Source organism: Avibacterium sp. 21-586 (assembly GCF_026226775.1).
GTDB lineage: Bacteria > Pseudomonadota > Gammaproteobacteria > Enterobacterales > Pasteurellaceae > Avibacterium.
Window position 1 is genome coordinate 1490001 of record NZ_JAKKOD010000001.1, and the last position, 25600, is coordinate 1515600.

At 41.3% G+C, this 25600-nt stretch carries 22 protein-coding genes and 2 rRNA genes (1 of these 24 running past the window's edge); 17 read left to right on the forward strand and 7 right to left on the reverse strand.

What is annotated here, in order from left to right:
- From L5B71_RS06870 to L5B71_RS06880, 3 genes are all read left to right on the forward strand, one after another.
- Window positions 1–1125: ribosomal RNA gene (locus L5B71_RS06870) — 23S ribosomal RNA — on the forward strand; it begins 1773 nt to the left of the window's first position.
- Between the two features lie 122 nt (window positions 1126–1247).
- Window positions 1248–1363: ribosomal RNA gene (gene rrf, locus L5B71_RS06875) — 5S ribosomal RNA — on the forward strand.
- Between the two features lie 231 nt (window positions 1364–1594).
- Window positions 1595–3223, forward strand: a complete 1629-nt coding sequence (locus tag L5B71_RS06880; RefSeq protein WP_265757627.1) for a sulfatase family protein — start codon at window positions 1595–1597, stop codon at window positions 3221–3223.
- Between the two features lie 66 nt (window positions 3224–3289).
- On the opposite strand, the gene qseC is transcribed toward L5B71_RS06880, so the two are convergent.
- The 4 genes from qseC to L5B71_RS06900 all read right to left on the reverse strand — a co-directional run bounded on the left by qseC (window position 3290) and on the right by L5B71_RS06900 (window position 6654).
- Window positions 3290–4663: a quorum sensing histidine kinase QseC gene (qseC, locus tag L5B71_RS06885; protein WP_265757628.1), complete on the reverse strand. Its 1374-nt coding sequence runs from the start codon at window positions 4661–4663 to the stop codon at window positions 3290–3292.
- 1 nt (window position 4664) lies between these two features.
- Window positions 4665–5330, reverse strand: a complete 666-nt coding sequence (locus L5B71_RS06890) for a response regulator (RefSeq protein WP_265757629.1) — start codon at window positions 5328–5330, stop codon at window positions 4665–4667.
- 19 nt (window positions 5331–5349) lie between these two features.
- Window positions 5350–6000: a thiaminase II gene (gene tenA, locus L5B71_RS06895; RefSeq protein ID WP_265757630.1), complete on the reverse strand. Its 651-nt coding sequence runs from the start codon at window positions 5998–6000 to the stop codon at window positions 5350–5352.
- Between the two features lie 126 nt (window positions 6001–6126).
- Window positions 6127–6654, reverse strand: a complete 528-nt coding sequence (locus L5B71_RS06900; protein ID WP_265757631.1) for a YgiW/YdeI family stress tolerance OB fold protein — start codon at window positions 6652–6654, stop codon at window positions 6127–6129.
- A 101-nt stretch (window positions 6655–6755) separates the two neighbouring features.
- On the opposite strand from L5B71_RS06900, the gene L5B71_RS06905 reads away from it, so the two are divergent.
- Both L5B71_RS06905 and L5B71_RS06910 read left to right on the forward strand, forming a co-directional pair.
- Window positions 6756–7874, forward strand: a complete 1119-nt coding sequence (locus tag L5B71_RS06905; RefSeq protein WP_265757632.1) for a pyridoxal phosphate-dependent aminotransferase — start codon at window positions 6756–6758, stop codon at window positions 7872–7874.
- Between the two features lie 32 nt (window positions 7875–7906).
- Window positions 7907–9202 carry an L-cysteine desulfidase family protein gene (locus L5B71_RS06910; protein WP_265757633.1) on the forward strand — a complete coding sequence of 432 codons (1296 nt, stop codon included), beginning with the start codon at window positions 7907–7909 and terminating at the stop codon, window positions 9200–9202.
- A gap of 170 nt (window positions 9203–9372) precedes the next feature.
- On the opposite strand, the gene recN is transcribed toward L5B71_RS06910, so the two are convergent.
- Complete coding sequence (gene recN, locus L5B71_RS06915; RefSeq protein ID WP_265757634.1) at window positions 9373–11049, reverse strand: DNA repair protein RecN; 1677 nt, start codon at window positions 11047–11049, stop codon at window positions 9373–9375.
- 77 nt (window positions 11050–11126) lie between these two features.
- On the reverse strand, window positions 11127–12044 hold the full coding sequence (locus tag L5B71_RS06920; protein WP_265757635.1) for an NAD(+) kinase: 918 nt from the start codon (window positions 12042–12044) through the stop codon (window positions 11127–11129).
- Between the two features lie 202 nt (window positions 12045–12246).
- Between L5B71_RS06920 and grpE the strand changes: the two genes are divergently transcribed.
- The 4 genes from grpE to xerD all read left to right on the forward strand — a co-directional run bounded on the left by grpE (window position 12247) and on the right by xerD (window position 15864).
- Entirely contained in the window at window positions 12247–12858 is a 612-nt protein-coding gene (gene grpE / locus L5B71_RS06925) for a nucleotide exchange factor GrpE (protein WP_265757636.1), read from the forward strand.
- Window positions 12859–12971: 113 nt separating this feature from the next.
- Window positions 12972–13787: a pyrroline-5-carboxylate reductase gene (gene proC, locus L5B71_RS06930; RefSeq protein WP_265757637.1), complete on the forward strand. Its 816-nt coding sequence runs from the start codon at window positions 12972–12974 to the stop codon at window positions 13785–13787.
- A complete protein-coding gene (locus L5B71_RS06935; RefSeq protein WP_265757639.1) occupies window positions 13787–14950 on the forward strand; it encodes a 3-phenylpropionate MFS transporter in 1164 nt (387 codons plus the stop codon). Before proC ends, L5B71_RS06935 begins: the two co-directional genes overlap by 1 nt.
- Window positions 14951–14970: 20 nt before the next feature.
- Window positions 14971–15864 (forward strand): site-specific tyrosine recombinase XerD, encoded by an 894-nt coding sequence (xerD, locus tag L5B71_RS06940; protein WP_265757641.1) that lies wholly within the window; start codon window positions 14971–14973, stop codon window positions 15862–15864.
- A 56-nt stretch (window positions 15865–15920) separates the two neighbouring features.
- Here the strand turns inward: xerD and plsB are convergent, their stop codons facing one another.
- Window positions 15921–18356, reverse strand: a complete 2436-nt coding sequence (gene plsB, locus L5B71_RS06945) for a glycerol-3-phosphate 1-O-acyltransferase PlsB (protein WP_265757642.1) — start codon at window positions 18354–18356, stop codon at window positions 15921–15923.
- A gap of 238 nt (window positions 18357–18594) precedes the next feature.
- On the opposite strand from plsB, the gene lexA reads away from it, so the two are divergent.
- The 8 genes from lexA to L5B71_RS06985 all read left to right on the forward strand — a co-directional run bounded on the left by lexA (window position 18595) and on the right by L5B71_RS06985 (window position 25549).
- On the forward strand, window positions 18595–19221 hold the full coding sequence (gene lexA, locus L5B71_RS06950) for a transcriptional repressor LexA (RefSeq protein WP_265757794.1): 627 nt from the start codon (window positions 18595–18597) through the stop codon (window positions 19219–19221).
- Between the two features lie 377 nt (window positions 19222–19598).
- Complete coding sequence (rpsF, locus tag L5B71_RS06955) at window positions 19599–19976, forward strand: 30S ribosomal protein S6 (RefSeq protein ID WP_265757643.1); 378 nt, start codon at window positions 19599–19601, stop codon at window positions 19974–19976.
- Window positions 19963–20289, forward strand: a complete 327-nt coding sequence (priB, locus tag L5B71_RS06960; RefSeq protein WP_265757644.1) for a primosomal replication protein N — start codon at window positions 19963–19965, stop codon at window positions 20287–20289. The genes rpsF and priB overlap by 14 nt, the downstream gene beginning before the upstream one ends.
- 12 nt (window positions 20290–20301) lie before the next feature.
- On the forward strand, window positions 20302–20526 hold the full coding sequence (gene rpsR / locus L5B71_RS06965) for a 30S ribosomal protein S18 (protein WP_035687245.1): 225 nt from the start codon (window positions 20302–20304) through the stop codon (window positions 20524–20526).
- A gap of 17 nt (window positions 20527–20543) precedes the next feature.
- On the forward strand, window positions 20544–20993 hold the full coding sequence (gene rplI, locus L5B71_RS06970) for a 50S ribosomal protein L9 (protein WP_265757645.1): 450 nt from the start codon (window positions 20544–20546) through the stop codon (window positions 20991–20993).
- Window positions 20994–21185: 192 nt separating this feature from the next.
- On the forward strand, window positions 21186–23588 hold the full coding sequence (rnr, locus tag L5B71_RS06975; RefSeq protein ID WP_265757647.1) for a ribonuclease R: 2403 nt from the start codon (window positions 21186–21188) through the stop codon (window positions 23586–23588).
- A 117-nt stretch (window positions 23589–23705) separates the two neighbouring features.
- The gene (rlmB, locus tag L5B71_RS06980) at window positions 23706–24446 is read left to right on the forward strand and encodes a 23S rRNA (guanosine(2251)-2'-O)-methyltransferase RlmB (protein ID WP_265757648.1); all 741 of its coding nucleotides are present in this window, start codon (window positions 23706–23708) and stop codon (window positions 24444–24446) included.
- Window positions 24447–24556: 110 nt separating this feature from the next.
- The gene (locus tag L5B71_RS06985; RefSeq protein ID WP_172459085.1) at window positions 24557–25549 is read left to right on the forward strand and encodes a lysozyme inhibitor LprI family protein; all 993 of its coding nucleotides are present in this window, start codon (window positions 24557–24559) and stop codon (window positions 25547–25549) included.
- Window positions 25550–25600 lie beyond the last annotated feature (51 nt).

The following is a 25600-nucleotide window of genomic DNA, read 5'->3' on the forward strand; positions in this document are numbered from 1 at the left end:
TGTTTATTAAAAACACAGCACTCTGCAAACACGAAAGTGGACGTATAGGGTGTGATGCCTGCCCGGTGCTGGAAGGTTAATTGATGGTGTAATCGAAAGAGAAGCTCCTGATCGAAGCCCCAGTAAACGGCGGCCGTAACTATAACGGTCCTAAGGTAGCGAAATTCCTTGTCGGGTAAGTTCCGACCTGCACGAATGGCATAATGATGGCCAGGCTGTCTCCACCCGAGACTCAGTGAAATTGAAATCGCCGTGAAGATGCGGTGTACCCGCGGCTAGACGGAAAGACCCCGTGAACCTTTACTATAGCTTGACACTGAACCTTGAATTTTGATGTGTAGGATAGGTGGGAGACTATGAAGCGGTAACGCCAGTTATCGTGGAGTCGTTGTTGAAATACCACCCTTTAACGTTTGATGTTCTAACGAAGCGCCTGAAACGGGTGTTCGGACAGTGTCTGGTGGGTAGTTTGACTGGGGCGGTCTCCTCCCAAAGAGTAACGGAGGAGCACGAAGGTTTGCTAATGACGGTCGGACATCGTCAGGTTAGTGCAATGGTATAAGCAAGCTTAACTGCGAGACAGACAAGTCGAGCAGGTGCGAAAGCAGGTCATAGTGATCCGGTGGTTCTGAATGGAAGGGCCATCGCTCAACGGATAAAAGGTACTCCGGGGATAACAGGCTGATACCGCCCAAGAGTTCATATCGACGGCGGTGTTTGGCACCTCGATGTCGGCTCATCACATCCTGGGGCTGAAGTAGGTCCCAAGGGTATGGCTGTTCGCCATTTAAAGTGGTACGCGAGCTGGGTTTAGAACGTCGTGAGACAGTTCGTCCCTATCTGCCGTGGGCGTTGGAGAATTGAGAGGGGCTGCTCCTAGTACGAGAGGACCGGAGTGGACGCATCACTGGTGTACCAGTTGTCTCGCCAGAGGCACTGCTGGGTAGCTAAATGCGGAAGAGATAAGTGCTGAAAGCATCTAAGCACGAAACTTGCCTCAAGATGAGTTCTCCCAGTCTATAAGGCTGTAAGGGTTGTTTGAGACTAAGACGTAGATAGGCTGGGTGTGTAAGCGGTGTGAGCCGTTGAGCTAACCGGTACTAATTGCCCGAGAGGCTTAACTATACAACGCTCAAGGGTTTTGGCTTGTTTTTGATTGAGAAGGAAGAGTAAGAATGCTTAGTGAGATAACGAAATAATAGAAGTTATGAACTAAGAGAAAGGACTTAAAGAATAGAAAGAATTATCTTGGCGGCGTTAGTGCAGTGGACCCACCTAAATCCATGCCGAACTTAGAAGTGAAACGCTGTAACGCCGATGGTAGTGTGGGATATTCCCATGTGAGAGTAGGGCACCGCCAGGTATTGAATGAAGAAGAACGCCATTGAGGGAACTCAGTGGCGTTTTTTTATGTGGTTAAAAAATGGAAAAATGCTAATTATGTCTTTTGGTAAAATAGGAAGAGAATAAATATTTTCTATATGAGACGTATTCCATAGCATATTATGTGATAACTTTCACAGTTTTAAAAATTATAATAGATTATTATCTTTCTCATCATTCTTACAGTCAGTTGAAAAATTTGGAGGATCCAATGAGTGTGAGCCGTAGAAAATTTATTCGTAATGTTGCTTTAGGTTCTGCTGGTTTAGTGATGATGCCTGAAAGTATAGCTAAAGGAACTTGTGAAAATACAATAAACAAACCGCTAAATGCAAAAAATATTGTAATTATTACTGCGGACCAACTGGCTAAACGAGCGGTGGGAGGATATGGCAACGAAACTGCGAGAACACCAAATATTGATGCGTTAATGAATAAGGGAGTCAGCTTTGATAATGCTTATTGTAGCTATCCTTTATGCGCCCCCTCAAGATCAAGCTTTTGGACCGGCTGTTTGCCCCATCAGACAGGCGTTGTAGCTAACGATAACGCAGATATTCCTGAAACTTTAGCTACAATTGGTACTATTTTTAGTGATGCAGGATATGATTGCTACCATTTTGGTAAACGTCACGATCACGGTGCATTGAGAGGATTTATTAGTGCACCACAAATTGAGAAAGAATTTCCTGCAGAGCTTGCCTTTCCTGTAAATTATGATACGAAAGAGGATGTCTATTGCTTAGAAGAGAGTTTAAAATTTATCAATAACCTTAACCATCGTTCAGAAAAAAAACCTTTTTTATTGGCAGTGGAATTCAATAATCCGCATAACATTAATGGTTGGGTTGGTCATTTTAGTGGTGAGCATGATGATATTGAAGGTATAGGTGAATTACCTAAATTATTGGCAAATTTTGATACTAAAAATGACTTAATTAATCGCCCTAAAGCTGTTCAGTATGCGTGTTGCACACACACAAGAGTAAAGCAAGCTGGTAAATGGAATGAAAAAAATTTCCAGCAATATCTTAAAGCTTATTATTACTATACTGAGTTGGCTGATAGTTTCATAGGACAAATACTTTCTGCTTTAGATGAGAATGGCTTACGTGATAATACTCTTATTGTTTTCTTATCTGATCATGGGGATGCAATGGGGGCACATCGTCTAGTCACTAAAATGAATTGGTTTTATGAAGAATCTACAAATGTACCTTTTATATTTGTAGGGCCAGGGATCAAGAGAAATCAACATAAGCAAGAATTGGCTTCTTTGTGTGATTTATTACCGACTCTTTGTGATTATGTTGGATTAGCAATTCCTAACCCGATTTATGGCCGTTCATTATTACCACTATTACAAGGGCAGAATATTGATGATTGGCGTGAATATGTGGTTTCCCATTGGAATACGGATCGTAATCTTGATCTCCAACCTGCTAGAATGTTGCGTACTAAGGAATTTAAGTATGTATTGTATAAAGAAGACGAGGAAGAAGAATTATATGATATGCTCAATGATCGTGGAGAAACACGAAATTTAGCAAATGATTTGAATTATCAAGCTATAAAGAAACAACTCCGAGAGAAATTGGATAAGCATATTCAAAATAATTCTGATCCTTTTTATTCGCAGGATGTTCTTATTGATAAGCAACGTTGGCGAACTCATTCATTAGGCTATGAGCATCATGTTGGGGAAACTAGTACTGAAATTTATTTGCGAGAAATTCGTCCATTATTAAATAAAAAAGAATGGGAAAAAGCACATAGGGTAAAACTTCAACTTCAAAAACAATTACGCCTAAGTAATACTACATTAGTCGTCAATAAATAATCTTATTTTAAAGCTATATTAGACGAACATAACCGTTAATCTAATATAGTTTTTTATTTTACCTTATTAATTCCAAATAATCTCCACCCAAAACCCTTTCTCCCCGCACGAATTCTCGGCATTTTTATACCGCACTTGGTAATGATGTAATTGGGCAATGCGTTGTACGATAGATAATCCCAAGCCGCTGCCTTTTTCATTTTGGCCTGCGGGGCGGTAGAAGCGTTGGCCGATCTTATCTAGGGCGTCATCAGGGACGCCACCACCATTGTCGGCGATGATGAATTTATCTTGTTGTAAAATAAGGCGAATTTTGCTGCCTTTAGGGCAATAGGCAATGGCGTTGTCGATCAGATTGCGTAGCATCAACGAAAGCAATAATGGTTCACCTTGCTGTGTATTGGGTTTGCTTAGTGGTTCAAAGATTAATGTGATTCCTGCTTTTTCGGCTTTTAAATAACGCTCAGCCACAAGCTCGGTGATTAATTTATCCCATTCAATGGTGTTAAGATGGGCTAGTTCATTGAGATTGTCTAAGCGCGAGAGTGTAAGCAGCTGTTCCACTAATTGGCTTGCACGATCGATGCCTAGCGTCAGGTTTTGCAATGCTTGATTACGCATTTTTTCGTCATCGCCTGCCATTTGAGCGAGTTCAGTTTGAATACGCAACGCGGTGAGTGGGCTGCGCAATTCGTGCGCTGCATCAGATGTAAAACGCCGCTCCCTTAGTAGGCTGGTTGCCGTGCGAGTGAAAAATTGGTTTAAATTTTGCACTAATGGCAGGATTTCTTTTGGCACTTGTTGAGTGTCTAGTGGCTGTTCATCATCAGGGCTACGCAGGCTCACCTGTTCACTTACATTACGCAATATTGCCAATTCGCGGCTAATAGCCCAAATAATCACGGCAAGTAGCACGGGCAGGCTGGCAAACCAGCTCCACATTTGACCTAGCACCATTTTTTCAACTAATTCTTGGCGATATTCCAGCTCTTGCCCCACAGCAATCATTAATCTGCCTTCCGCTGCGGGTAGCCAAAAAATTCGCCATTCATCGTCATCACCTTGCAAGGTGGTGTTATTAAATCCTCTTTTCGGTTCATAAATAAAATTGTTGCCGTTTTCGCTATCACTCAGCAGCATTTCGCCATCACGATTAAAAATCGCAAAGGCAAGGGCGTCATCATCGTAATTTTGTCTTTTGCGAAAGTGCGGTGGTTTTTGGCGATAATTTTTTCCTTCGGGGCGGTAGCGTTCAATTAAAATACTTCTTAAATGCGAGGTGGCAAGCCGTTTAGCGAATAAAATTTGTTGTTTATCAAAGACTTCGTTTACTTGGCTACGTGCTGCTGACCAAGCAATCGTAGTGGATATCAGCCAAATAACACTGGCTAACAGGGAAAGAATGAGAATTAGACGAAGACGTAAACTGCGTGGTTTCATTTTATTCCTCGATTGTGCCAAGGGCATAGCCTACGCCGTGTACCGTGCGAATAAACGGTTTGCCGAGCTTTTGGCGTAAATTGTAAATATGCACTTCCAATGCATTGCTGCTCACTTCATCGTTCCAAGTATAGAGCTTTTCTTCAATAAATCCGCGAGAAAGCACCCGCTCTTTATTGTGCATAAACAGCTCAAGCAGCTTGTATTCCGTTCCAGTGAGGGAAACTTCTTGGTTACGCAAAAAGGCTTTGTGCTGTCCCAGATCAAGGTTCACCACGCCGTGCGTGAGCAGCGATTGGGTTTGTCCGTAACGGCGGCGAATGAGCGCTTGTAAGCGTGCAACGACTTCGCCTAGGGCAAAGGGCTTGCCCAGATAATCATCTGCCCCGAGTTGCAAACCTTCAATACGTTGTTCTAAGCTATCTCGTGCGGTTAAAATAAGTACAGGCACATCTTGATTCGCTTTGCGCCATTGTTGCAACACCTGTAAGCCATCTTTTTTCGGCAAAGTGAGATCGAGCACGACGGCATCATAAGGGGCTGAAGTCAAGGCTTGCATACCGGTTTCACCGTCTTGAAACCAATCGACACTGAAACCTGATTTGCCTAGTCCAATGTTAAGCCCATCACCGATTAAAGGATCGTCTTCAATTAATAAAATTCGCATAATTTTAACCGCACTTTAGTTAGCTTAAATCCAGCCCCATTTGCCAAAAGTCAATTTCCATTCGCGTCGCCGTGGTGAAAATATGTTGTAGCTGTTGCTGTTGTTTTACTGAAACATTTTTAAATAATCCGTTGAGCATTGTGCTAAACTCCGCCGCTGCTTGTTGGAAATCTTGTGAAGCGTAAGTATCGATCCATTTCCGATAAGGATTATTCGGTGTTGGAACTTGGCTGTCGAGCATTTTGCCGATTGCCGCATAGCCCAGCATACAAGGCGCAAGGGCTGTATAAAGTTCCGCAAGCCCGCCTTTGATTCCACAATCTAATACATAACGCGTATACGCCACACAAGCGGTAGCTTCAGGCACTTTTTGTAGATCTTGCTCGGAAATGCCCCATTCTTGGCAGAATGCGATGTGTAGCTGAATTTCTTTCAGTAACACTTCATTAGCTTGGTGAGCGGTGTGAATTTCAGCAAAATTGTCTGCTTTGAAAATGCCTAGCGACAACGCACGGCTGTACTGAAAGAGATAGAGATAATCTTGCTGTAAATAATGTTGAAAGCATTGGCGTGGTAGGTGACCCGCAGCGAGCTGTTGCACAAAGGAATGTTGGATATACCTATCCCAATAAGGCTGGCTTTGGGCGATCAACTTTTCTACGGTAAGCATTTGATTTTCCTTTTATGTTGACGTAAATAATGCCATCTTGTCCCATTTACCACATAAACCCAATGAGCAAAATGCCCATTGAGTTTAGCCTAAAAAGATAAATTTGCGAATGGAATCTTTTCGCGATTAATGACTTTTTGCCACTTTTGCAACGCGTTGAACTTCCAATTCTAATTTTTTGTCGGATTTGTCTACTTCTGCAAGTATTTTCACTTCATCACTTGGCGTGATAGTTTTGCCACGCCACGCGTGTGGCTCAATTTCCACTTCAATTTCACCGCTCTTATCACGGAATAAGAAATCATCTTTGCTTAATTGTTTAATAATATTACCTTGTAAAACAATGCGTTGATCATCTTTCCAAGTCGCTTGCTCGCTAATTTGGCTTACGGGTAAATTATTGGCAAAGGGTTTTTTACCATTTGTTTGTTGCTGTGGATTATTCGGATCAACAAACCCACCGCATTTTTTGTGTTCTTTTTTATGTTTATGATGATGCTTTTTATGCGCTTTTTCTACTTTAGCCTCAGGTACGATTTGCGCTTTTTGCTCTACTGTGGCAGCTTGCTCAGTATTTGCAGGTAAATTCTCTGCGCTAACCACAAGGCTAGCAGTTGATAATAGTAAAATTGTTGCTAAACTAAGTTTTTTCATTGTTAAACTCCTTTCAAATGACAAGACGGCTGTCTTGTTGGGAATAGTAAAACAAAGAAATATTAAGAGAATCTTAAGATAGGCAAAAAAAGGAAAAAATAATGCGTTGTGAAAATATGTCGGCATTTATTGTGATGGATATTGTGCGTGAAGCGGCGAAATACCCTAATGCCATTCATTTTGAAATTGGCCAACCTGATTTACCGCCATCACCGAAAGTCAAACAAGCCTTGCAACAAGCGATTGAAGACAATCAATTTAGCTATACGGAAAGCCTTGGTTTGCCCGCATTGCGTGAAAAAATTCGTGAATTTTACCACCGCACTTATCAAGTGGATGTTGCGCTACATCGTATTATTCTTACCCCCGGCACAAGTGGCGCATTTCTTGTTGCCTATGCCTTAACCCTTAATAAAGGGGATAAATTGGGGCTGACAGATCCGGCTTATCCGTGCTATAAAAATTTTGCTTATATGATGGATATTCAGCCTGAATTTATCCCTGTCGATAAGCAAGATTGTTATCAGCTTGCACCACAGCAGCTTGAAAATCGTCAAATTAAAGCCTTGCAAATTTCTTCACCCGCGAATCCAACGGGCAACATTTATACCCCAGAACGCCTCAAAGCGCTAAATGAATATTGTATTGCTAATCAAATTGCCTTTATTTCTGATGAGCTTTATCACGGCTTGGTTTATGATGAGCAAGCTGCGACCGCCTTGCAATTTAATCCAAATGCTTATGTGATTAACGGATTTTCTAAGTATTTTTGTATGCCAGGAATGCGTTTAGGTTGGATCATCGTACCGGAAGAAAAGGCAAGAGAAGCGGAAATTGTCGCGCAAAATATTTTTATTTCCGCACCTACATTGAGCCAATATGGCGCATTAGCTGCCTTTGATTATGATTATCTTGATGAAATTAAAGGTATTTTCCAAGAACGGCGAGATTTTCTGTATAACGAATTAAAAGCCCTATTCAAGATCGAATTTAAACCGCAAGGGGCGTTTTATCTTTGGGCTGATGTATCTGATTACACGCAAGATAGCTATGAATTTGCGAAAAAAATGCTGGCTGAGATCCAAGTGGCAGCGACCCCAGGTATCGATTTTGGAGAAAATGGCACGAAGCATTATCTCCGCTTTGCCTACACCAGAGAGATTGCCCATTTGCGCGAAGGCGTAGCGCGAATGAAAAAATGGCTCGCTAAACAGAAATAATTACCGCACGATCGAAAATAAAAAGGAACATTATGCATTTTCAAGCAGATACCGAACAAGCTCTATTGGATATTGTAAAACAAGAAGTTGTACCCGCGCTAGGCTGCACCGAACCCATTTCCCTTGCTTTAGCAGCGGCAACTGCACGGCAATATTTAAACGCAATACCCGAACGCATTGAAGCAAAAGTTTCGCCTAATTTAATGAAAAACGGAATGGGTGTAACCGTACCAGGAACGGGGACTTTAGGGCTAACAATGGCGGCGGCCATCGGGGCGATTGGTGGCGATCCGAATGCTGGATTAGAGGTGTTGAAAAACATCACGTCAGAACAAACCGCGCAAGCGAAACAAATGATCAAGGAAGATAGAGTTTCCGTTTCAATTTTTGAAACGGAGCATATTTTGTACTCTGAAGCTACGCTTTTTCATCAGCAGGATAAAGTGTGCGTACGCATTGCTGCACATCACACTAATGTAATTTATATTGCCAAAAATGATCAGGTTATTTTTACCAAGCCCTGCGCGGTAGAAAGTGAAAATTTGTACGAAATTTTTACCGCACTTTCAGCGAAAGCGATTTTTGATTTTTCCACCCAAGTGGAGCTGGCTAAGATTAAATTTATTGATGAAGCTGAAAGGCTAAATTCAGCCCTTTCACAAGAGGGCTTACGGCAAGATTATGGCTTGCATATTGGGCGCACATTGCAAAAACAAATTGCCACAGGATTGCTCGGTGATGATTTAATGAACCGCATTATTATCGAAACCACCGCAGCCTCCGATGCGAGAATGGGTGGTGCAAATTTACCCGCAATGAGTAATTCTGGTTCTGGTAATCAGGGGATTGCAGCCACAATGCCTGTTGTGGTGGTCGCAAAACATATTAACGCCACTGATGAACAACTCACCCGTGCGTTATTTCTTTCGCATTTAATGGCGATTTATATCCATAGCAAACTGCCAAAACTTTCCGCATTGTGTGCGGCGACTACCGCTGCAATGGGGAGTTGTGCAGGCATCGCGTGGTTGCTTACGGGCAAATTTGAAACTGTAAGTATGGCAATCAGCAGTATGATTGGCGATATTAGCGGCATTATTTGTGATGGCGCAGCAAATAGCTGTGCAATGAAAGTATCCACCAGTGTCACTTCAAGCTATAAAGCTGTGCTAATGGCGCTAGATAATATGCAAGTGACTGGCAACGAAGGCATTGTAGAACATTGTATCGATCGTTCAATTAATAACCTTTGCAATATTGCTTCACGCAGTATGCAATACACTGATCGACAAGTGATTGAGATTATGGTGAGTAAGCCAAAGGATTAAGAGCATCTTTAATTTTTTCCTGTTAAATTGGCTGAGATTTCCCCTGCATTTTTGTTGAACTATTATACTGATACAATGTGCAGGGATAACCTTTTATAATTATTCTACTTTGTTCTTTTGTTTAATTTTTATGTCTTGCTTTTTATGTTTGTACTGCCTTTATATGTAACTTAAGCAATTAAGCGTAACATTTCTTCTGCATTAGCTAAGGCACTTTCAGTAACTTTGGTTGAACCGAGTAATTTGGCTAAGGCTTTCACGCGCTGTTGCTGAGAAAGTGCGGTCATTTTTGTTTCAGTTTTTCCATCAATGGTCTGCTTTTCTACGCAAAAATGCTGATGTCCACAGCAGGCTACTTGCGGTAAGTGGGTTACACAAATCACTTGGCATTTTTGCCCTAACTTGCGTAATAATTTTCCTACCACACTGGCAGTTGCTCCGCTGATGCCTACATCAATTTCATCAAAAATGAGCGTTGGAATGGCGGATTTATCAGAGGTTAGCACCTGTAGCACTAAAGCAATACGAGAAAGTTCACCACCCGATGCCACTTTTACCAAAGGCTGAGCAGATTGTCCAAGGTTCGCTTGTAGAATAAATTGCACCTGATCCATTCCGTGAGCAGTCAGTTTATTTTCCACTTGTTCCACGCAAATAGAAAATTCAGCATTTTCCATTGCCAGTTGCTTAATCCCTTTGGTAACTTGTGCTGAGAGCTTTTCTGCCCCTTTTTGGCGGCTTGCACTTAAAGCTTGAGCATTTTCTAATAGCTGTGCGTAAGCTTGTTTTTCTTGTTCAATGAGGGCATCTTCGCTATCCGCAAAATCTACTAGCTGATCGAGTTCCTGTCTTAAGGAGTGATGTAATGCAACCAATTCTTCTGCTTTCACATTGTGTTTACGCGCAAGTTGAAGGGCTTGGCTCATTCGGCTCTCTACTTCTTGTAAACGATAAGGATCAGGTTCAATATTGCTAGAGAGATGTTGGATCTCAGAACTTGCTTCTTGCACTTGGATAAGCGCTTCTTGCAACATGGTGAGTGCATCATTGTAGTGCGGATCAAGTGCCTGTAGTTCCTCTAAATTTTGCACTGCACGATAGAGCAGGCTATCTGCGTTCAGTTCATCATTTTCACTTAATAAATTTAGCACTGACTGCGAAAGGGCGGTCAGCTCTTCACTGTTTGCAAGGCGGTTGTACTCTTCTTCTAATTCAGCAAATTCATTTTCTTGTAAATTAAATTCATCAAGTTCTTCCACCTGATATTGCAAAAGTTGTTTTTTCGCTTCATTTTCAGCACATTTTTGTTGGAAGTTTGCCACTTGTTGTTGCAGATCTTTCCATTGGCGATAGTGCTTTTGTACTTTGGTAAGGAGATCATTATGAGCGCAATAGTGATCTAATAAGGTAAGTTGATAGTCATTTTTTAGTAAACGTTGTGAGGAATGTTGTCCGTTCACTTGAATCAAAAACTGACCCAGCTCTTTGAGTTGGCTTGCTGAAACAGGAATGCTATTAATAAAGCCTTTAGAGCGTCCATCAGAGCTTATTACACGGCGTAAAATACAATTTTCTGGATTATCTTCATCTTGCAATTCTTGGGCATTTAGCCATTCACCTGCTGGGCTGTTTGGTTCAATGCGGAATGTGGCGCAAATATCCGCACGATTTTGCCCTTCACGCAGCATTGTGCTTTCTGTCCGTTGCCCTAAGCATACACCAAGTGCATCAATAGCAATAGATTTTCCTGCACCTGTTTCGCCGGTGATTACCGACATTCCCTGCGCTAATTCAATGTCAAGATGATGAACAATAGCAAAATTATTAATTGTAAGTTGAGTAAGCATAATACACTCCCGTTTAACTGTATATACATCAGTTTATAACTGTTTTTATATACAGTAAAGCGTTTTGTGCAAATTTTTTATGCGAAATTTCTCAACCAGCCTAGTTTCGTGCTTAATACATTGTAATAATTATAATTTTTTAAGTGCAATAAGCGCAGTTTATGTTTGCTTTTATAAATATGTACCACGTCATCAGGGGTGAACGGCAGGGCAACTTGGCTATCACAACCCACTTCTAATTGCGGCGTATTGTAATCGGCAAAGCGAATGGAAATCTTACTTTCGCCGTCAATAACCAACGGGCGGGAAGAAAGGGTGTGCGGAAACATTGGTACAAGGGCAATAGCATTCAGTTGTGGGGTAAGGATTGGGCCACCAGCAGAAAGGGAATAAGCCGTTGAGCCTGTTGGGGTGGAAATGATCAAGCCGTCAGAACGTTGTGAAAACGCCAGTTTATCATCAATATAAACGTGGAAGTCGATCATATGTGCAATTTTGGCAGGGTGAATCGCCGCTTCATTCACCGCATTGCTGGTGGTAATAATTTGCCCTTCTCGCTCAATGGCAGTTTCCAAGAGAAAGCGTTCTTCAACGAAAAACTCGCCACGATCTAAACAGGCTTCTAGCTGAGCATAAGCATTTTTCGGATCAATATCCGTGAGAAAACCTAAATTGCCACGGTTGATACCAATTAAAGCAATATCATATTTGGCCAAGATTCTAGCGCGTCCAAGCATATTACCATCACCACCGATCACGATGGCTAATTGCGCGCGCGTACCAATTTCATCTAATCCTGCAAGATGTTGAGCTGGCAAGCCTAAACGCACACCAACACTCTTTTCTACTAGCACTTGATAGCCTTTTTCGGACAGCCATTGAAATAAATTTTTGTGCATTTGCAAATTTACATCATTGCGCGGACGCCCTACCAAGCCAATGGTATGGAAAGAATTATGCAAGGTTTTGTTGTCGATTAAATGAGTTGTGGACATAATATTTATTTTTATGCGAAAAACAGACCGCACTTGAATTCAAGAAATTAGGGGCTATATTACACATAAACTGTGTCAGTGGCTAGTCTTAGGGTCTGTTGATAACTCAAATACAAAATGAATTATCAACAGACCCTAGCAACTGTCAATTTTTATGTTTTTTGTTACAATAATGCAAACTTTTGAACAGATGGAGAAAACAATGTCAGAACAAGAACAACAAGTAGAAAAAAACGAATTAGATCAAGAACAAACGGAACAAGTGGAACAAGCAGAAAACGCACAAGAAACCGCAGAACCGCAAGAAAACGCTGAAAATCTTGAGGGCGATGCTTTAGAAGAAGCCATTGCCCGCGTACAAGAGCTTGAAGAACAGCTCGCTGAAACAGCAAAAAAAGAGCAAGATATTTTGTTACGTAGCCGTGCTGAAATGGATAATATTCGTCGCCGCGCTGAACAAGATGTGGAAAAAGCACATAAATTTGCCTTAGAAAAATTTGCCAAAGATCTGCTTGAAACCATTGATAACCTAGAGCGTGCACTAGCAACGCCAGTTAGCACAGAAGATGAGAGCTTAAAGGGGGTGCTAGACGGTGTAGAATTAACCTTAAAAGGCTTGTTAGCAACGGTTACACGTTTTGGCGTGGAGGCCGTGGGCGAAGTGGGCGAAACGTTCAACCCAGATTTACACCAAGCCATTTCAATGCAACCAACAGAAGGCTTTACAAGCAATCAAATCACCACAGTATTACAAAAAGGCTATTTGTTAAATGGCAGAGTGATTCGCCCCGCAATGGTAATGGTGGCTGCATAGTTTACTATTAAATTAATAATAAGTTGTGATAACGCTTTATCAAGGTAAAATTTGATAAGGCGTTTTTTTATAATGTCGTATAATACGGGCAGTTAACAAAATAGGGCAAAATTATGCAACAGAAATTAATGACTTTCATCGGCGGTGGAAATATGGCACAAGCGATTGTGTTTGGTTTATTAAAACAGGGATATCCTGCGCAAAAAATTACTGTTAGTGATCCTAATGAGGATAAATTGGCGTTGTTTGCTGAGCGTCAAGTCAATATTTCGCAAGATAATTTGCAAGCCGTGCAAAATGCCGAAGTGGTGGTGTTAGCGGTGAAGCCACAAGCCCTTGCGGAAGTATGCCAACCTTTAAGTGCGGTGGATTTTTCTGAAAAATTAGTGATTTCTATTGCGGCCGCAATTTCTGTGCGAAAACTTACCGCACTTTTGCCTAGCGCGCGCCATATTATCCGCGTAATGCCGAATACGCCAGCATTGGTATCGGAAGGAATGGCTGGTTTATTTGCGGAACACAATGTTCCAGCCGATCTCAAAGCCTTTGCACAAGATTTAATGAATGCCGTAGGGCAAGTTTGCTGGGTGGAACAAGAAGATGATATGCACTTGATTACCGCAGGTTCTGGCAGCAGCCCCGCATATTTTTTCTTATTTATGGAAGCCATGGAAAACGCCTTAAAAGCCCTCAATTTAGATGCACAAACCGCTCGAATGTTGGTGCAACAATCCGCTCTTGGTGCAGCCAAAATGGTGCAACAACAGCCTGATATGGCCATTTCTACCTTGCGTGAAAATGTGACGTCAAAAGGCGGCACAACGGCGGCAGCGCTTAATGTTTTCCAGCAACAACAATTATCCCAAACCGTACAGCAAGCCATTGAAGCCTGTGTGCAACGTTCACAAGAAATGGAAAAATTATTTTGATGAAAATCAGCCCTTTTAATTGGTTAGCCTTGAGTTTTTTCGGCTATTACTGCGTCTATGGTGTGTTTGTGCCATTTTTTCCTGCGTGGTTGAAATCGCAATCTTACAACGAAGAAATCATTGGCTTTATCATTGCCAGTTCTTACGTATTCCGCTTTTTAGGTGGGATCGGCTTTTCGGCAATGATCAAAAAAGCAGGGCATTTGCTGAATGCCTTGCGATATCTCGCTTGGGCAAGTTGTGGCGTAATGCTTTATATGAGCTTTGTGGCGGAAAGTTTCCCCTTGCTTTGCCTTGGCATCGCCTTATTTGCCATGATTAATGCGGCAGGAATGCCGTTAAGCGATACCCTTGCTACCACTTGGCAGCAGCAAATTAATTTGGATTATGGCAAAGCACGATTAATTGGCTCAGCTGCTTTTGTGGTGGGCGTGACGCTGTTTGGCAATATTATTGGCTTTATTGGCGAAAATTATACAGTCTTGATTTTAACCGTATTGCTAGCTATTTATGCCATAATGCAAATGACCACGCCAAAGATTTTGCCACAAGATACGCAGACAAGTGCGGTGGAAAAGTCCGTTGGATTTTTGCAGTTATTAAAAAATAAATGTACGTTACGTTTAATTATTGCCATTTCCCTTATTCAAGGTTCGCACGCCGCTTATTATGCTTATAGTGTGCTGTATTGGCAAAGCCTCGGTATTTCTGTGCAGACAACCAGTTTGCTGTGGGGATTAAGCGTGGTGGCGGAAATTTTGCTCTTTTTCTTTTCCACCAAATTATTTCGTTTTTGGAAAGTTAGCACCCTGTTTTACTGCGCCGCCATCGCTTGTGTGGTGCGTTGGGGCGTATTAGGCAGTGCGACAAGCCTTTGGCTAATTGCCTTAGTGCAATTATTGCATAGCTTAACTTATGCCCTTGGTCATTACGCCATGGTGCGTTACATCACCACGCAACCACAAAATGCAATGGCGAAATTGCAAGGCCTTTATAACGGCATTTCAGGTTCAGCAGTGATCGCCTTGCTTACTGCATTGGCTGGCGTGCTATACCCAATTTCACCACAAATGGCATTTACGTCAATGATGATTTTTGCCTTGCTTGCGTTGCCGATTATTCCGCGTAAAGTGGAAGCCTTTTTGGTGCGTAGAGTAGAATAGGACGTTGAATAGGATTAACAATGAAAGACAGCGCCTTAATCGATCTTTTTCTGAATGAACAATGGCTAGAAAAAGGGCTTTCGGAGAATACCATTCAATCCTACCGCTTGGATCTCAGTGCGGTGTCAAATTGGCTCGAAACGCAAAACCTCACCTTTGAAACCTTAGATGCCATTGATTTGCAAGGTTTTCTTGGTGAGCGATTGCGCGTAGGCTACAAAGCCACAAGTACAGCAAGATTATTGAGCGCGTTGCGTAAATTCTTTCAATATTTATATCGGGAGAAATATCGCACAGACGACCCAAGTGCGGTGTTAACTTCGCCAAAATTACCGAGTCGATTACCCAAATACCTAACAGAACAACAGGTTACGGACTTGCTTAACACACCTTGCGTGGAAGTGCCGTTAGAATTACGCGATAAAGCCATGTTGGAATTACTTTACGCCACAGGTTTACGGGTTACCGAATTGGTTTCTCTCACCCTTGACAACATCAGCGTGCAACAAGGTGTGGTGCGGGTTATCGGCAAAGGTAACAAAGAACGCATTGTGCCAATGGGCGAAGAAGCCGCCTATTGGATCAAACAATTTATGCTTTATGGCAGAGCCGTATTATTAGACGGACAACCTTCTGATGTGCTGTTTCCCAGTCGACGTGGCACACAAATGACTCGCCAAACCTTTTGGCATCGCATTAAACATTACGCCATTTTAGCGGATATTGACAGCGAAGCGCTCTCCCCTCACGTCCTACGCCACGCTTTCGCTACCCACTTAGTTAATCACGGCGCTGATCTGCGCGTGGTGCAAATGCTGTTAGGTCACAGCGATCTCTCCACCACCCAAATTTACACCCACGTTGCCAAAGAACGCCTAAAACACTTGCACGAACGGTATCACCCAAGGGGATAAACGTTGTGATGTGAAAAAATCCCGGACTTTATAGAGTGCGGGATTTTTTATTTACGTTATTCAACAAAATCTTCGGTTTTTTCTACCGCACTTCGGATAGTTAAACCTACTTCTGTTGAGATCATATGGGAGAGAATTTCACTAAGCGCATTTAAGCGTTGCATATCAATGTGATTTTCATCATCAAAATAGCCTTGTTCTTTTAAGCTTGCTACAAAAGCTGAGAATACGGCTTTGTCGAAAAACTCAGGTGCATTAATGCCGTGTAGTACGGATAAACGTTGAGCAACAGATTGGCTTTCTTTTTCCAATACTCCACGAGAGATGCTCGGATCGTTTTGTAAAATGCTCACGGTGATGTAGTAGCGTTGTAAGATTTCACGAATACCAGCCGACCATAATTGCAGCGCGCGAACGTGTGGTTTATTGATGGATAAGATATTCTCGTTACATTGAATAATATTTTGTCGTTGCAATTCCGCGATGATGTTTTCTACTTGCTCATTAACTTCTCCTTGACTGAAATGCAGGAATAGCTCACTTTGCAAGAAGGGATAAATTTTATTTACTGCATCAAAAACCAGAGATTTCTGAATAGATTCATAATGCAACACAATACTAGCAACCAATGACGGTAAGACAAAAAGATGCTGAATATTATTGCGATAATAGGTCATTAGCACCGCGTAATTGCGTTCTAAGCGAATAATTTCACCAAAATTATCTTTTTCTTGCACCACGCCAACTCTATCTAGATTAAGCACATGGTCGAGCATTTCTTCCGGTGTTTCCGTAGGAACGATAATATCTGAAGAATAAGGCACGTTTTGTAAGAACTGTTGATAACTAGCCAGCTGTTCTAAGAGCTGTTCACGGGTTAATGCACGTTGGCGTGAAGAGAGTAGTGCTAATCCCGTTAAATTCATTGCATTGACAGCGGCAGCATTATTAATATTCACCATAACTTGGTTTGAAACTGAATCAACCGCTTTATTAAACCATGATGAACGCTCCTCTTCTGAATGTGGTTCTTTCCATTCTGGGAAATGTTGGTTCAAATAACTGCTTAACACGATTGGCTCGCCAAAATTCACATAACCTTTACCTAAATTGCGCAATTTTTTGATTACACGTATCACAAGACCTGCATTTTCTTTCTCTTTTGCAGCACCACGCAATTCTTTGGCGTAAGTATCCACTTCTAAAACGTGTTCATAGCCCACATAGACCGGCACTACAGAAATTGGGCGTGTTTGGCGTTGTAGCAAGGCCTGTAAGGTCATTGACATCATCCCTGTTTTTGGTGCAAGCAAACGCCCTGTCCGAGAGCGACCGCCTTCAATGAAATATTCAACCGAATAACCACGATGGAATAATTCCGCTAAATATTCACGGAAAATGGTTGAATACAGGCGATTGCCTTTAAATGTACGGCGAATAAAAAATGCACCACCACGGCGGAACATTGCGCCTACTGGCCAGAAATTTAAGTTTATTCCTGCGGCGATATGTGGTGTTACTAAGCCTTGATGATATAACACATAAGAAAGCAATAAATAGTCAATATGGCTACGGTGGCAAGGTACATAAACAATTTCGTGGCCATCAAGCGCGAGCTTGCGCACACGATCAGCGTGTTGCACATCAATACCTTGATAAAGTTTATTCCATAGCCAACGTAAGAAACGATCCGCTACACGCAAGCCTTCATAACTCACATTTGCAGCGATTTCATCTAAGATTTTATACGCCTCTTTTTGTGCTTTTTCGATTGAAATTTTCTTGCTTTTTGCTTCATCTTCAATCGCTTTCAGAATTGCGGGAGATTGCAGCAATTTATTAAACATCGCTTGGCGATTTGGCAAGCGTGGCCCTGTGGCTGAAATGCGTTGTTTAGAAAAGTGAATTTTCGCAACACGTGCTAATTTCGCGGCAATTTTTTCATCAGAACCGTGTTCATTCACCATATAACGTAATGAAACAGCTTGTGAAAAACGTACAAAAGTATCGCGCCCAAACCAAATCGCAGCGGCAAATTTTTGAATACCATTTAATAAACGTAAATTTGGCAAGCCTGTTTTATTTTCGTGGCCGGGCGAACGTCCCCATAATACAGAGACAGGAATAAGCTGCACATCAAGATCAGCGAACGTGCGGTGTAATTCGAGGTATTTATTAAAAATGGCGATGGTTTCTTTTTTTGCCCCTTTAGATTTAAAAATGCGTTGTCCTTCATCTAAAAAAACAAAACGTGGCAACGAAATGCCACCAATATCATTTTTCTCAAAAGGATCAGGCAAGCCAACATTTAAACAATTTTTGCGGAAAATCACTAAATCCGTTTGCGATGTGTAAGGCAACACATAAACCATAGGTTGCTGCACATTTAAACATAATTCTTCAATAGGATTGTGAGGAATCGGATTATTTTTAACTAATACAGAAAGGGGCAATTCTAATAATTTTCTATATAAATTAAGTATGCTAGCCATATAACTATCCATCATTTTTGTAATAATTTAATAAACTATCACGGCATTTTAACACAAAAAATTTGCCTTGCTTTGAATTCAAGGTTGAACTTCCATTTTTCAGTCAACTATTTTTTTAATTTGTGGAAAAATCGACAAAATCATAGATAAACAAGAAAAGCGGTTGCAACAAATTCGTTTCTGTATATAATGCCAGTAAATATGTATATAAAAACAGGGGAATAAAATGACAATAATGATGAAAGCCCTCACTGCCCGTCAGCAAGAAGTTTATGATCTACTGAAACGCCATTTAGACACTACAGGAATGCCGCCCACTCGAGCAGAAATTTCTCGTGAATTAGGATTTCGTTCACCAAATGCTGCGGAAGAACATCTTAAAGCCCTTGCGCGAAAAGGGGTAATTGAAATTATCCCAGGTGCATCGCGCGGTATTCGTTTGCTTGTAGAAGAAAACGAGGAAGAAGAATTAGAGGGCTTACCGCTTATCGGACGTGTCGCTGCGGGTGAGCCGATTTTAGCGGAACAACATATTGAAGGCACCTATAAAGTAGATGCCAATATGTTTAAACCGCAAGCGGATTTCTTGCTAAAAGTCTATGGTCAATCAATGAAAGATATTGGCATTTTAGACGGTGATCTATTAGCAGTTCATAGCACCAAAGATGTGCGAAATGGTCAAGTGATCGTAGCTCGCATTGAAGATGAAGTTACTGTAAAACGCCTTGAGCGCAAAGGTTCGATTGTTTATCTCCACGCAGAAAATGAAGAATTTGAGCCAATTGTGGTTGATCTTACTGAAACTGAACAATTTGAAATTGAAGGCATCGCGGTAGGGATTATTCGCAATAATGCGTGGATGTAGCCGATGAATTTACTTTGCGAGTCATTGAAAATTCAAAAAATTGCACCGCACTTTTGGTTACGGATAGGGCATTAGGCAATTGTTAATTTTACAAGCTATCTTTAACTTTTAATGCAAACCTACTTGGCAAAGTGCGGTTGTTTTTCTCTAAATTTTTAGCGGAAACGCTAACTTTTTTGATATCCCCAAAAATTTACTAATTTACTACTTAAAAACCTAAGATTTCTTTATAAAAGAACCCAATTTTTCCTTGTGCTTTTTCATTAATCCTGTATAATCGCACGCCTTACAGCTACATCATCATTTTCGTTCCTTGCTTCCGCAAGATTGGTAGCTGGTCTTACAGTCGGAGGCTGATTAACCCGTAAGGAGCAGTAATGCGTCACTACGAAATCGTGTTTATGGTTCATCCGGACCAAAGCGAACAAGTACCAGCGATGATTGAGCGCTATACCAATTCTGTTAAAGAAGCGGGCGGTCAAATCCATCGTTTAGAAGATTGGGGTCGCCGTCAATTAGCTTACCCAATCAACAAATTACACAAAGCACACTATGTGCTAATGAATGTAGAAGCGCCTCAAGAAGTCATCGACGAGCTAGAAACAACTTTCCGTTACAACGACGCAGTTCTTCGTAACGCAATTATTCGTACTAAGCACGCCGTAACAGAAGCGTCCCCAATGGTTAAAGCACGCGAAGAGCGTAAACCTTTAGCTGAAGTTGAAAACAACGATTTTGAGGATGCTGAAGAGTAATTCAAAGATTGATAATCGCTTCTCATTGATTGGTCAAGTCAGTGACTTTCCCAAACGAAGCAAAAGCCCTAACGGGATTGAACATTGTCGCTTTTATTTAGAACATCGTTCTGAACAACAAGAGGCAGGATTGCCCCGCCAAGCGTGGTGTAAAATTGCAATTCAAGTTAGTGGCCATCAGTTAATTGCAAAAACTCAAAGCATTACGGTCGGCAGTAATTTATTGATTGTGGGGTTTATCACTTCACACAAATCTGCAAATGGTTTAAGTCAATTAGTATTACACGCCGAGCAAATCGAATTTATAGATTAGGAGACTAGCCAAATGGCACGTTATTTCCGTCGTCGTAAGTTCTGCCGTTTTACAGCGGAAAACGTTCAAGAAATCGATTACAAAGATATCGCAACGTTAAAGAACTATATTTCAGAGAGCGGCAAAATTGTTCCAAGCCGTATTACCGGTACTCGTGCGAAGTATCAACGTCAATTAGCTCGTGCAATCAAACGCGCGCGTTTCTTAGCGTTACTTCCATACACTGATAATCAGTAATTAAGGAGAATACGGTAATGCAAGTAATTCTTTTAGATAAAGTTGTTCACCTTGGTAACGTAGGTGATCAAGTTAATGTTAAATCTGGTTATGCACGTAACTTCCTAATCCCACAAGGGAAAGCAGTTATGGCAACTAAAGCTAACATTGAATATTTTGAAGCACGTCGTGCAGAATTAGAAGAAAAAGCAGCGAAAGCACTTGTGGCAGCAAAAGATCGCGCAGAGCGTCTTGAAGCTCTTGAGTCTGTAACCATCGCAAGTAAAGCAGGTGATGAAGGCCGTTTATTCGGTTCTATCGGTACTCGTGATATTGCTGATGCAATCACAGCTCGTGGTGTTGAAGTAGCGAAAAGCGAAGTTCGTTTACCAAATGGTTTAATCCGTACCACAGGTGAACACGAAGTTCGTTTCCAACTTCATGGTGAAGTATTTGCAACCTTACGTCTTATCGTAGTTGCTGAATAATCACAGCTTTTTATAAGATAAAAAACCCAGCATGCGCTGGGTTTTTGTTTGTAAGCGTATTTTATTCCCTTGTTGTTTCAAAAATAATAATGATAAAAAACACTTTGCCTAAAATATCCCCGATTCTTTCCTTGCTTTCCCTTTCCTGCAATGTCAAACTTACAGCAATCTATGCCTTATAAGGAAATCATTATGGCTAAAAAAATAACAAAAAAAACCACCGCACTTTCCGATCCAAATTATCAGCAGGAATTAAAAAAATATAGCAACCCTGTACCAAGCCGTGAGTTTATTCTCAACATCATTCGTGATCATAATGCGCCAATGTCAAAAGAAGAATTATATGCCGTTTTGGCGATTCACGATGAAGAACGCCAAGAAGCAATGCGTCGCCGTTTACGCGCAATGGAAAATGAAGGGCAACTTGTTTTTACCAAGCGTAAACGTTATGCCTTGTCAGAAAAATTAGACTTAATCAAAGGAATGGTGATTGGGCATAAAGAAGGCTATGGCTTTTTACAAGTAGAGGGGGTAAAGCAAGATTTATTTATTCCTAATGGACAAATGAAGCAAGTTATGCACGGTGATTATGTCCTTGCACAGCCAAGTGGCTTTGATCGCAAAGGGCGTCAAGAAGTGCGCATTGTGCGTTTACTTGAAGGACGCAAAAAGCATATTGTAGGCCGTTTCTTTTTAGAAGAAGGAATTGGCTACGTTGTGCCTGATGACAGCCGAATCAATCGTGATATTTTGATCCCAAATGAATATCGCCACGGCGCACGAATGGGGCAAGTTGTGGTAGTGGAACTCAAACCGCGCACGGCAATGTTTACTCGCCCTGTGGGAATGATTATTGAAGTGTTGGGCGAAAATATGGCAAAAGGAATGGAAACCGAAATCGCCATTCGCAATCACGATATTCCGCACGTTTTCCCAAGTGCGGTGCAAAAACAAGTAAACAAATTCACTGAAGAAGTGCCAGAAGCGGCAAAAAAAGGACGGGTGGATTTACGCCAACTTCCTTTAGTTACCATTGATGGTGAAGATGCACGAGATTTTGATGATGCGGTGTATTGCCAACGCACTGAAAAAGGTGGCTGGAAACTTTGGGTTGCCATTGCCGATGTGAGCTACTATGTTCGCCTGCGCACCGCACTCGATAACGAAGCTTATAATCGCGGAAACTCAGTGTATTTCCCAAATCGTGTTGTGCCAATGTTGCCAGAAGTGCTATCTAATGGCTTGTGTTCGCTCAACCCTCAGGTAGATCGTTTATGTATGGTCTGTGAACTTAGCATTTCACCAAAAGGCAAGATGACTGATTATCGTTTTTACGAAGCGGTAATGAATTCTCACGCACGCTTAACCTACACCAAAGTGGCGCGCATTTTGGAAGGCGATGAAGAATTACAACAGCGTTATGCACCCCTTGTTCCTCATTTACAAGAATTGCATTATCTTTATCAAGCCTTGGTAAACGCTCGTCAGCAACGTGGTGCAATTGATTTTGAAACCATCGAAAGCAAATTTGTGTTTAATGAAATGGGGCGCATTGAACGCATTGAGCCAGTGGTGCGTAATGATGCCCATAAAATCATTGAAGAATGTATGATTTTAGCCAATATTGCAGCTGCGAATTTTATGGAAACCCACAATGAACCTGCATTATACCGTATTCACGCTGGGCCAAGTGAAGAAAAACTCAGTGCTTTCCGTGCCTATCTCGCAGAACAAGGGTTAAGTCTAGGCGGTGGTGCGAAGCCAACCACAGAAGATTACGCCAAATTACTGGTACAAGTGAAAGAGCGCCCTGATCACGAACTTATCCAAACCATGTTGCTACGCTCTCTCAGTCAAGCGATTTATTCCCCTGATAATATTGGACATTTTGGCTTAGCGTTAGAGCAATATGCGCATTTCACCTCGCCAATTCGCCGTTATCCCGATTTAACTTTACATCGTGGAATCAAATACTTACTGGCTAAGTTGCAAGGTTCAAAACGCAAAACTACGGATTCAGGTGGTTATCATTATTCCTTTGATGAAACGGATAACCTAGGTGAACATTGTTCAATGACCGAACGTCGTGCTGATGACGCAACTCGCGAAGTAGCCGATTGGCTTAAATGTGAATATATGCAAGATCACGTCGGCGAAGAATTTACCGGTGTGATTTCTGCCGTAACAGGCTTTGGCTTATTTGTGCGTTTAGATGATTTGTTCATTGACGGGCTTGTGCATATTTCAACCTTGGATAATGACTATTACCAATTTGATGTAAATCGTCAGCAATTAATCGGTGAAAACAGCGGACGGATTTATCGTTTAGGCGATAAAGTTGAAGTGCGCGTAGAAGCCGTTAGTCTTGAACAGCGTCAAGTGGATTTCTCTCTCATTAGCACTGAGCGCAAGCCACGACGCGAGGGCAAAACCGCCAAAGATAAAGCGAAAAAAGGCTTCCGCTATGCAGAAAGCGCGAAAAAACAAAAAGAGAAATCCGCCACTAAATCAACAAAAAAAGTGAAAAACAAAAGTGCGGTGAAAAATTCAGAAATTTCTGCTAAGAAAAATAAGCGTAAATCGCACCGCACTTAGTCAAAATGCACTTGCAAAAGAATATTGCAAGAAGCTCGCTTTGCGAAAAACTGGCGGAAGGACGGCAAACAAGCGTATAATTCCGCCTTATTTTATGTATCAATGTAAAGGATAACAATGTCTGAAAATATTTATGGAATCCACGCGGTGAATGCGTTTTTGGCAAATGCACCTGAACGCTTGATTGAGGTTTATGTGCTAAAAGGGCGTGAAGATAAACGCTTACAGCCTGTTCTCAATACGCTTTATCAGCTTGGTATTTCTGTGCAATTCCTTAACCGCGAAACGTTGGATAAAAAAGCCAATGGCGAAGTGCATCAAGGGATCATTGCCCGCGTGCAACCTGCCAAAGAATTAAATGAAAATGATCTGGATCGCATTTTACGCGAGCAGCAAAATCCTCTTGTATTGGTGCTAGATGGCGTAACCGATCCGCATAATCTCGGGGCGTGTTTGCGTACTGCGGATGCAGCAGGCGTGTGTGCGGTGATTGTGCCAAAAGATAAATCTGCACAGCTCAATGCTACCGCACGCAAAGTGGCTTGTGGTGCAGCAGAAGTGGTGCCATTAATTCGTGTAACCAATTTAGCGCGTACTTTAAGAGAGTTACAACAGCATTATAATATGTGGGTGGTGGGCACTGCTGGGGAAGCAGCAGAAACCTTATACCAAAGTAAATTAACAGGATCGCTCGCCTTAGTAATGGGGGCAGAAGGGGACGGAATGCGCCGCTTAACCCGCGAAACTTGCGATCAGTTGGTGAGTATTCCAATGGCAGGCACCGTATCTTCCTTAAATGTATCTGTTGCTACTGGGGTCTGTTTATTTGAGATAGCAAGACAACGTTTATTAGGGTGATAATAAAAAATGGTATTTTTTGTTAGTTTAATAAAAGTTTATAGCAAGCATTATTCCAATGTAATAATGCGCTTTGATATGCATAAATGATAAAAGAAATGGAGGATATAATGAAAATTTTACTATCTATTTTGCTTTTGTTATTGACTCCCCCCTCTTTAATGGCTGAACAATTTTTGAATACTCGAAATGACTATCCTTGGGAACGATTATTTACAGTATGTTTTTTAACAAGTTCTTTTGTTGAGATGAAGTTGCCTGAAAAGGCAAATTATTGTTATAAGCTTGAACAGAATTCACTAGATAGAGGATTGAACCGTAGTTATAGGTTGTTTTTAGGTGAAATTGATCTAGTTTCTCGAAAATATTTTAAATCTGTTCAAAGGGCTTGGATTACATATAGGGATCGCTATTTTCAATTTCTCAATTCGCTATGCTCGGAAAAACAATCTATTAATGATCATTGTGATGGAGATAATTCAGAAATTAATCGGCTAAAAGCAAAATTTATAGAGCAACAAGTACTTCGTTTAAGTGATTTTATTCAGCAAGGCGGACTAGCAGATTCTATCAATATGTTAGATTATCTCACTGATAATGAGCTTCGCGAATGGAATTTTGAACCACAGGAATTGCGAGTGTTTTTGAAAAAATATCCAGCATTAGTTAGTGAAAGAATCCATCCTTTGGTACATGATGATAGTGCATTTTTATCAGAAGAACATAAAAGGAGAGCGAGTTTACACGTTAGGCATGCATATTTTTATGAACAAGAGCAAGCAATGAATGCTGAGGTTTCTCATTTGAATGGTTTAATTGAAGAAGAGCTATATTCTGATCAGTTAGAATTATTTAATAATACAAAGAAAGCTTATTATCATTTTCAACAAACATTTAAGGCGTATATGGAAAGGATTGTATGCGATTCTCAGTTTTGTGATGCAACTTTAGCTATCAAACTTAATAAAGTTATACTGGATAGAATTGACGTGTTGGAAATGCTTATTCTCTCTCAATTTTATATAGGGCCACAAGAATTATATTATCAAGATAGAGAGAGACGCTTTAACAATATTCATTTGGGAGATTGGGATTATGAGTAATGAGCATTGTGTAAAAGTAGTAATGCATAAAATATCGGAATCTGCAGACTA

What these genes read in the sequence shown, in the direction of transcription:
- L5B71_RS06880 (WP_265757627.1), top strand. Translation starts at nt 1,595, where the DNA reads ATGAGTGTGAGCCGTAGAAAATTTATTCGTAATGTTGCTTTAGGTTCT.
- qseC (WP_265757628.1), bottom strand. Translation starts at nt 4,663, where the DNA reads ATGAAACCACGCAGTTTACGTCTTCGTCTAATTCTCATTCTTTCCCTG.
- L5B71_RS06890 (WP_265757629.1), bottom strand. Translation starts at nt 5,330, where the DNA reads ATGCGAATTTTATTAATTGAAGACGATCCTTTAATCGGTGATGGGCTT.
- tenA (WP_265757630.1), bottom strand. Translation starts at nt 6,000, where the DNA reads ATGCTTACCGTAGAAAAGTTGATCGCCCAAAGCCAGCCTTATTGGGAT.
- L5B71_RS06900 (WP_265757631.1), bottom strand. Translation starts at nt 6,654, where the DNA reads ATGAAAAAACTTAGTTTAGCAACAATTTTACTATTATCAACTGCTAGC.
- L5B71_RS06905 (WP_265757632.1), top strand. Translation starts at nt 6,756, where the DNA reads ATGCGTTGTGAAAATATGTCGGCATTTATTGTGATGGATATTGTGCGT.
- L5B71_RS06910 (WP_265757633.1), top strand. Translation starts at nt 7,907, where the DNA reads ATGCATTTTCAAGCAGATACCGAACAAGCTCTATTGGATATTGTAAAA.
- recN (WP_265757634.1), bottom strand. Translation starts at nt 11,049, where the DNA reads ATGCTTACTCAACTTACAATTAATAATTTTGCTATTGTTCATCATCTT.
- L5B71_RS06920 (WP_265757635.1), bottom strand. Translation starts at nt 12,044, where the DNA reads ATGTCCACAACTCATTTAATCGACAACAAAACCTTGCATAATTCTTTC.
- grpE (WP_265757636.1), top strand. Translation starts at nt 12,247, where the DNA reads ATGTCAGAACAAGAACAACAAGTAGAAAAAAACGAATTAGATCAAGAA.
- proC (WP_265757637.1), top strand. Translation starts at nt 12,972, where the DNA reads ATGCAACAGAAATTAATGACTTTCATCGGCGGTGGAAATATGGCACAA.
- L5B71_RS06935 (WP_265757639.1), top strand. Translation starts at nt 13,787, where the DNA reads ATGAAAATCAGCCCTTTTAATTGGTTAGCCTTGAGTTTTTTCGGCTAT.
- xerD (WP_265757641.1), top strand. Translation starts at nt 14,971, where the DNA reads ATGAAAGACAGCGCCTTAATCGATCTTTTTCTGAATGAACAATGGCTA.
- plsB (WP_265757642.1), bottom strand. Translation starts at nt 18,356, where the DNA reads ATGGCTAGCATACTTAATTTATATAGAAAATTATTAGAATTGCCCCTT.
- lexA (WP_265757794.1), top strand. Translation starts at nt 18,595, where the DNA reads ATGAAAGCCCTCACTGCCCGTCAGCAAGAAGTTTATGATCTACTGAAA.
- rpsF (WP_265757643.1), top strand. Translation starts at nt 19,599, where the DNA reads ATGCGTCACTACGAAATCGTGTTTATGGTTCATCCGGACCAAAGCGAA.
- priB (WP_265757644.1), top strand. Translation starts at nt 19,963, where the DNA reads ATGCTGAAGAGTAATTCAAAGATTGATAATCGCTTCTCATTGATTGGT.
- rpsR (WP_035687245.1), top strand. Translation starts at nt 20,302, where the DNA reads ATGGCACGTTATTTCCGTCGTCGTAAGTTCTGCCGTTTTACAGCGGAA.
- rplI (WP_265757645.1), top strand. Translation starts at nt 20,544, where the DNA reads ATGCAAGTAATTCTTTTAGATAAAGTTGTTCACCTTGGTAACGTAGGT.
- rnr (WP_265757647.1), top strand. Translation starts at nt 21,186, where the DNA reads ATGGCTAAAAAAATAACAAAAAAAACCACCGCACTTTCCGATCCAAAT.
- rlmB (WP_265757648.1), top strand. Translation starts at nt 23,706, where the DNA reads ATGTCTGAAAATATTTATGGAATCCACGCGGTGAATGCGTTTTTGGCA.
- L5B71_RS06985 (WP_172459085.1), top strand. Translation starts at nt 24,557, where the DNA reads ATGAAAATTTTACTATCTATTTTGCTTTTGTTATTGACTCCCCCCTCT.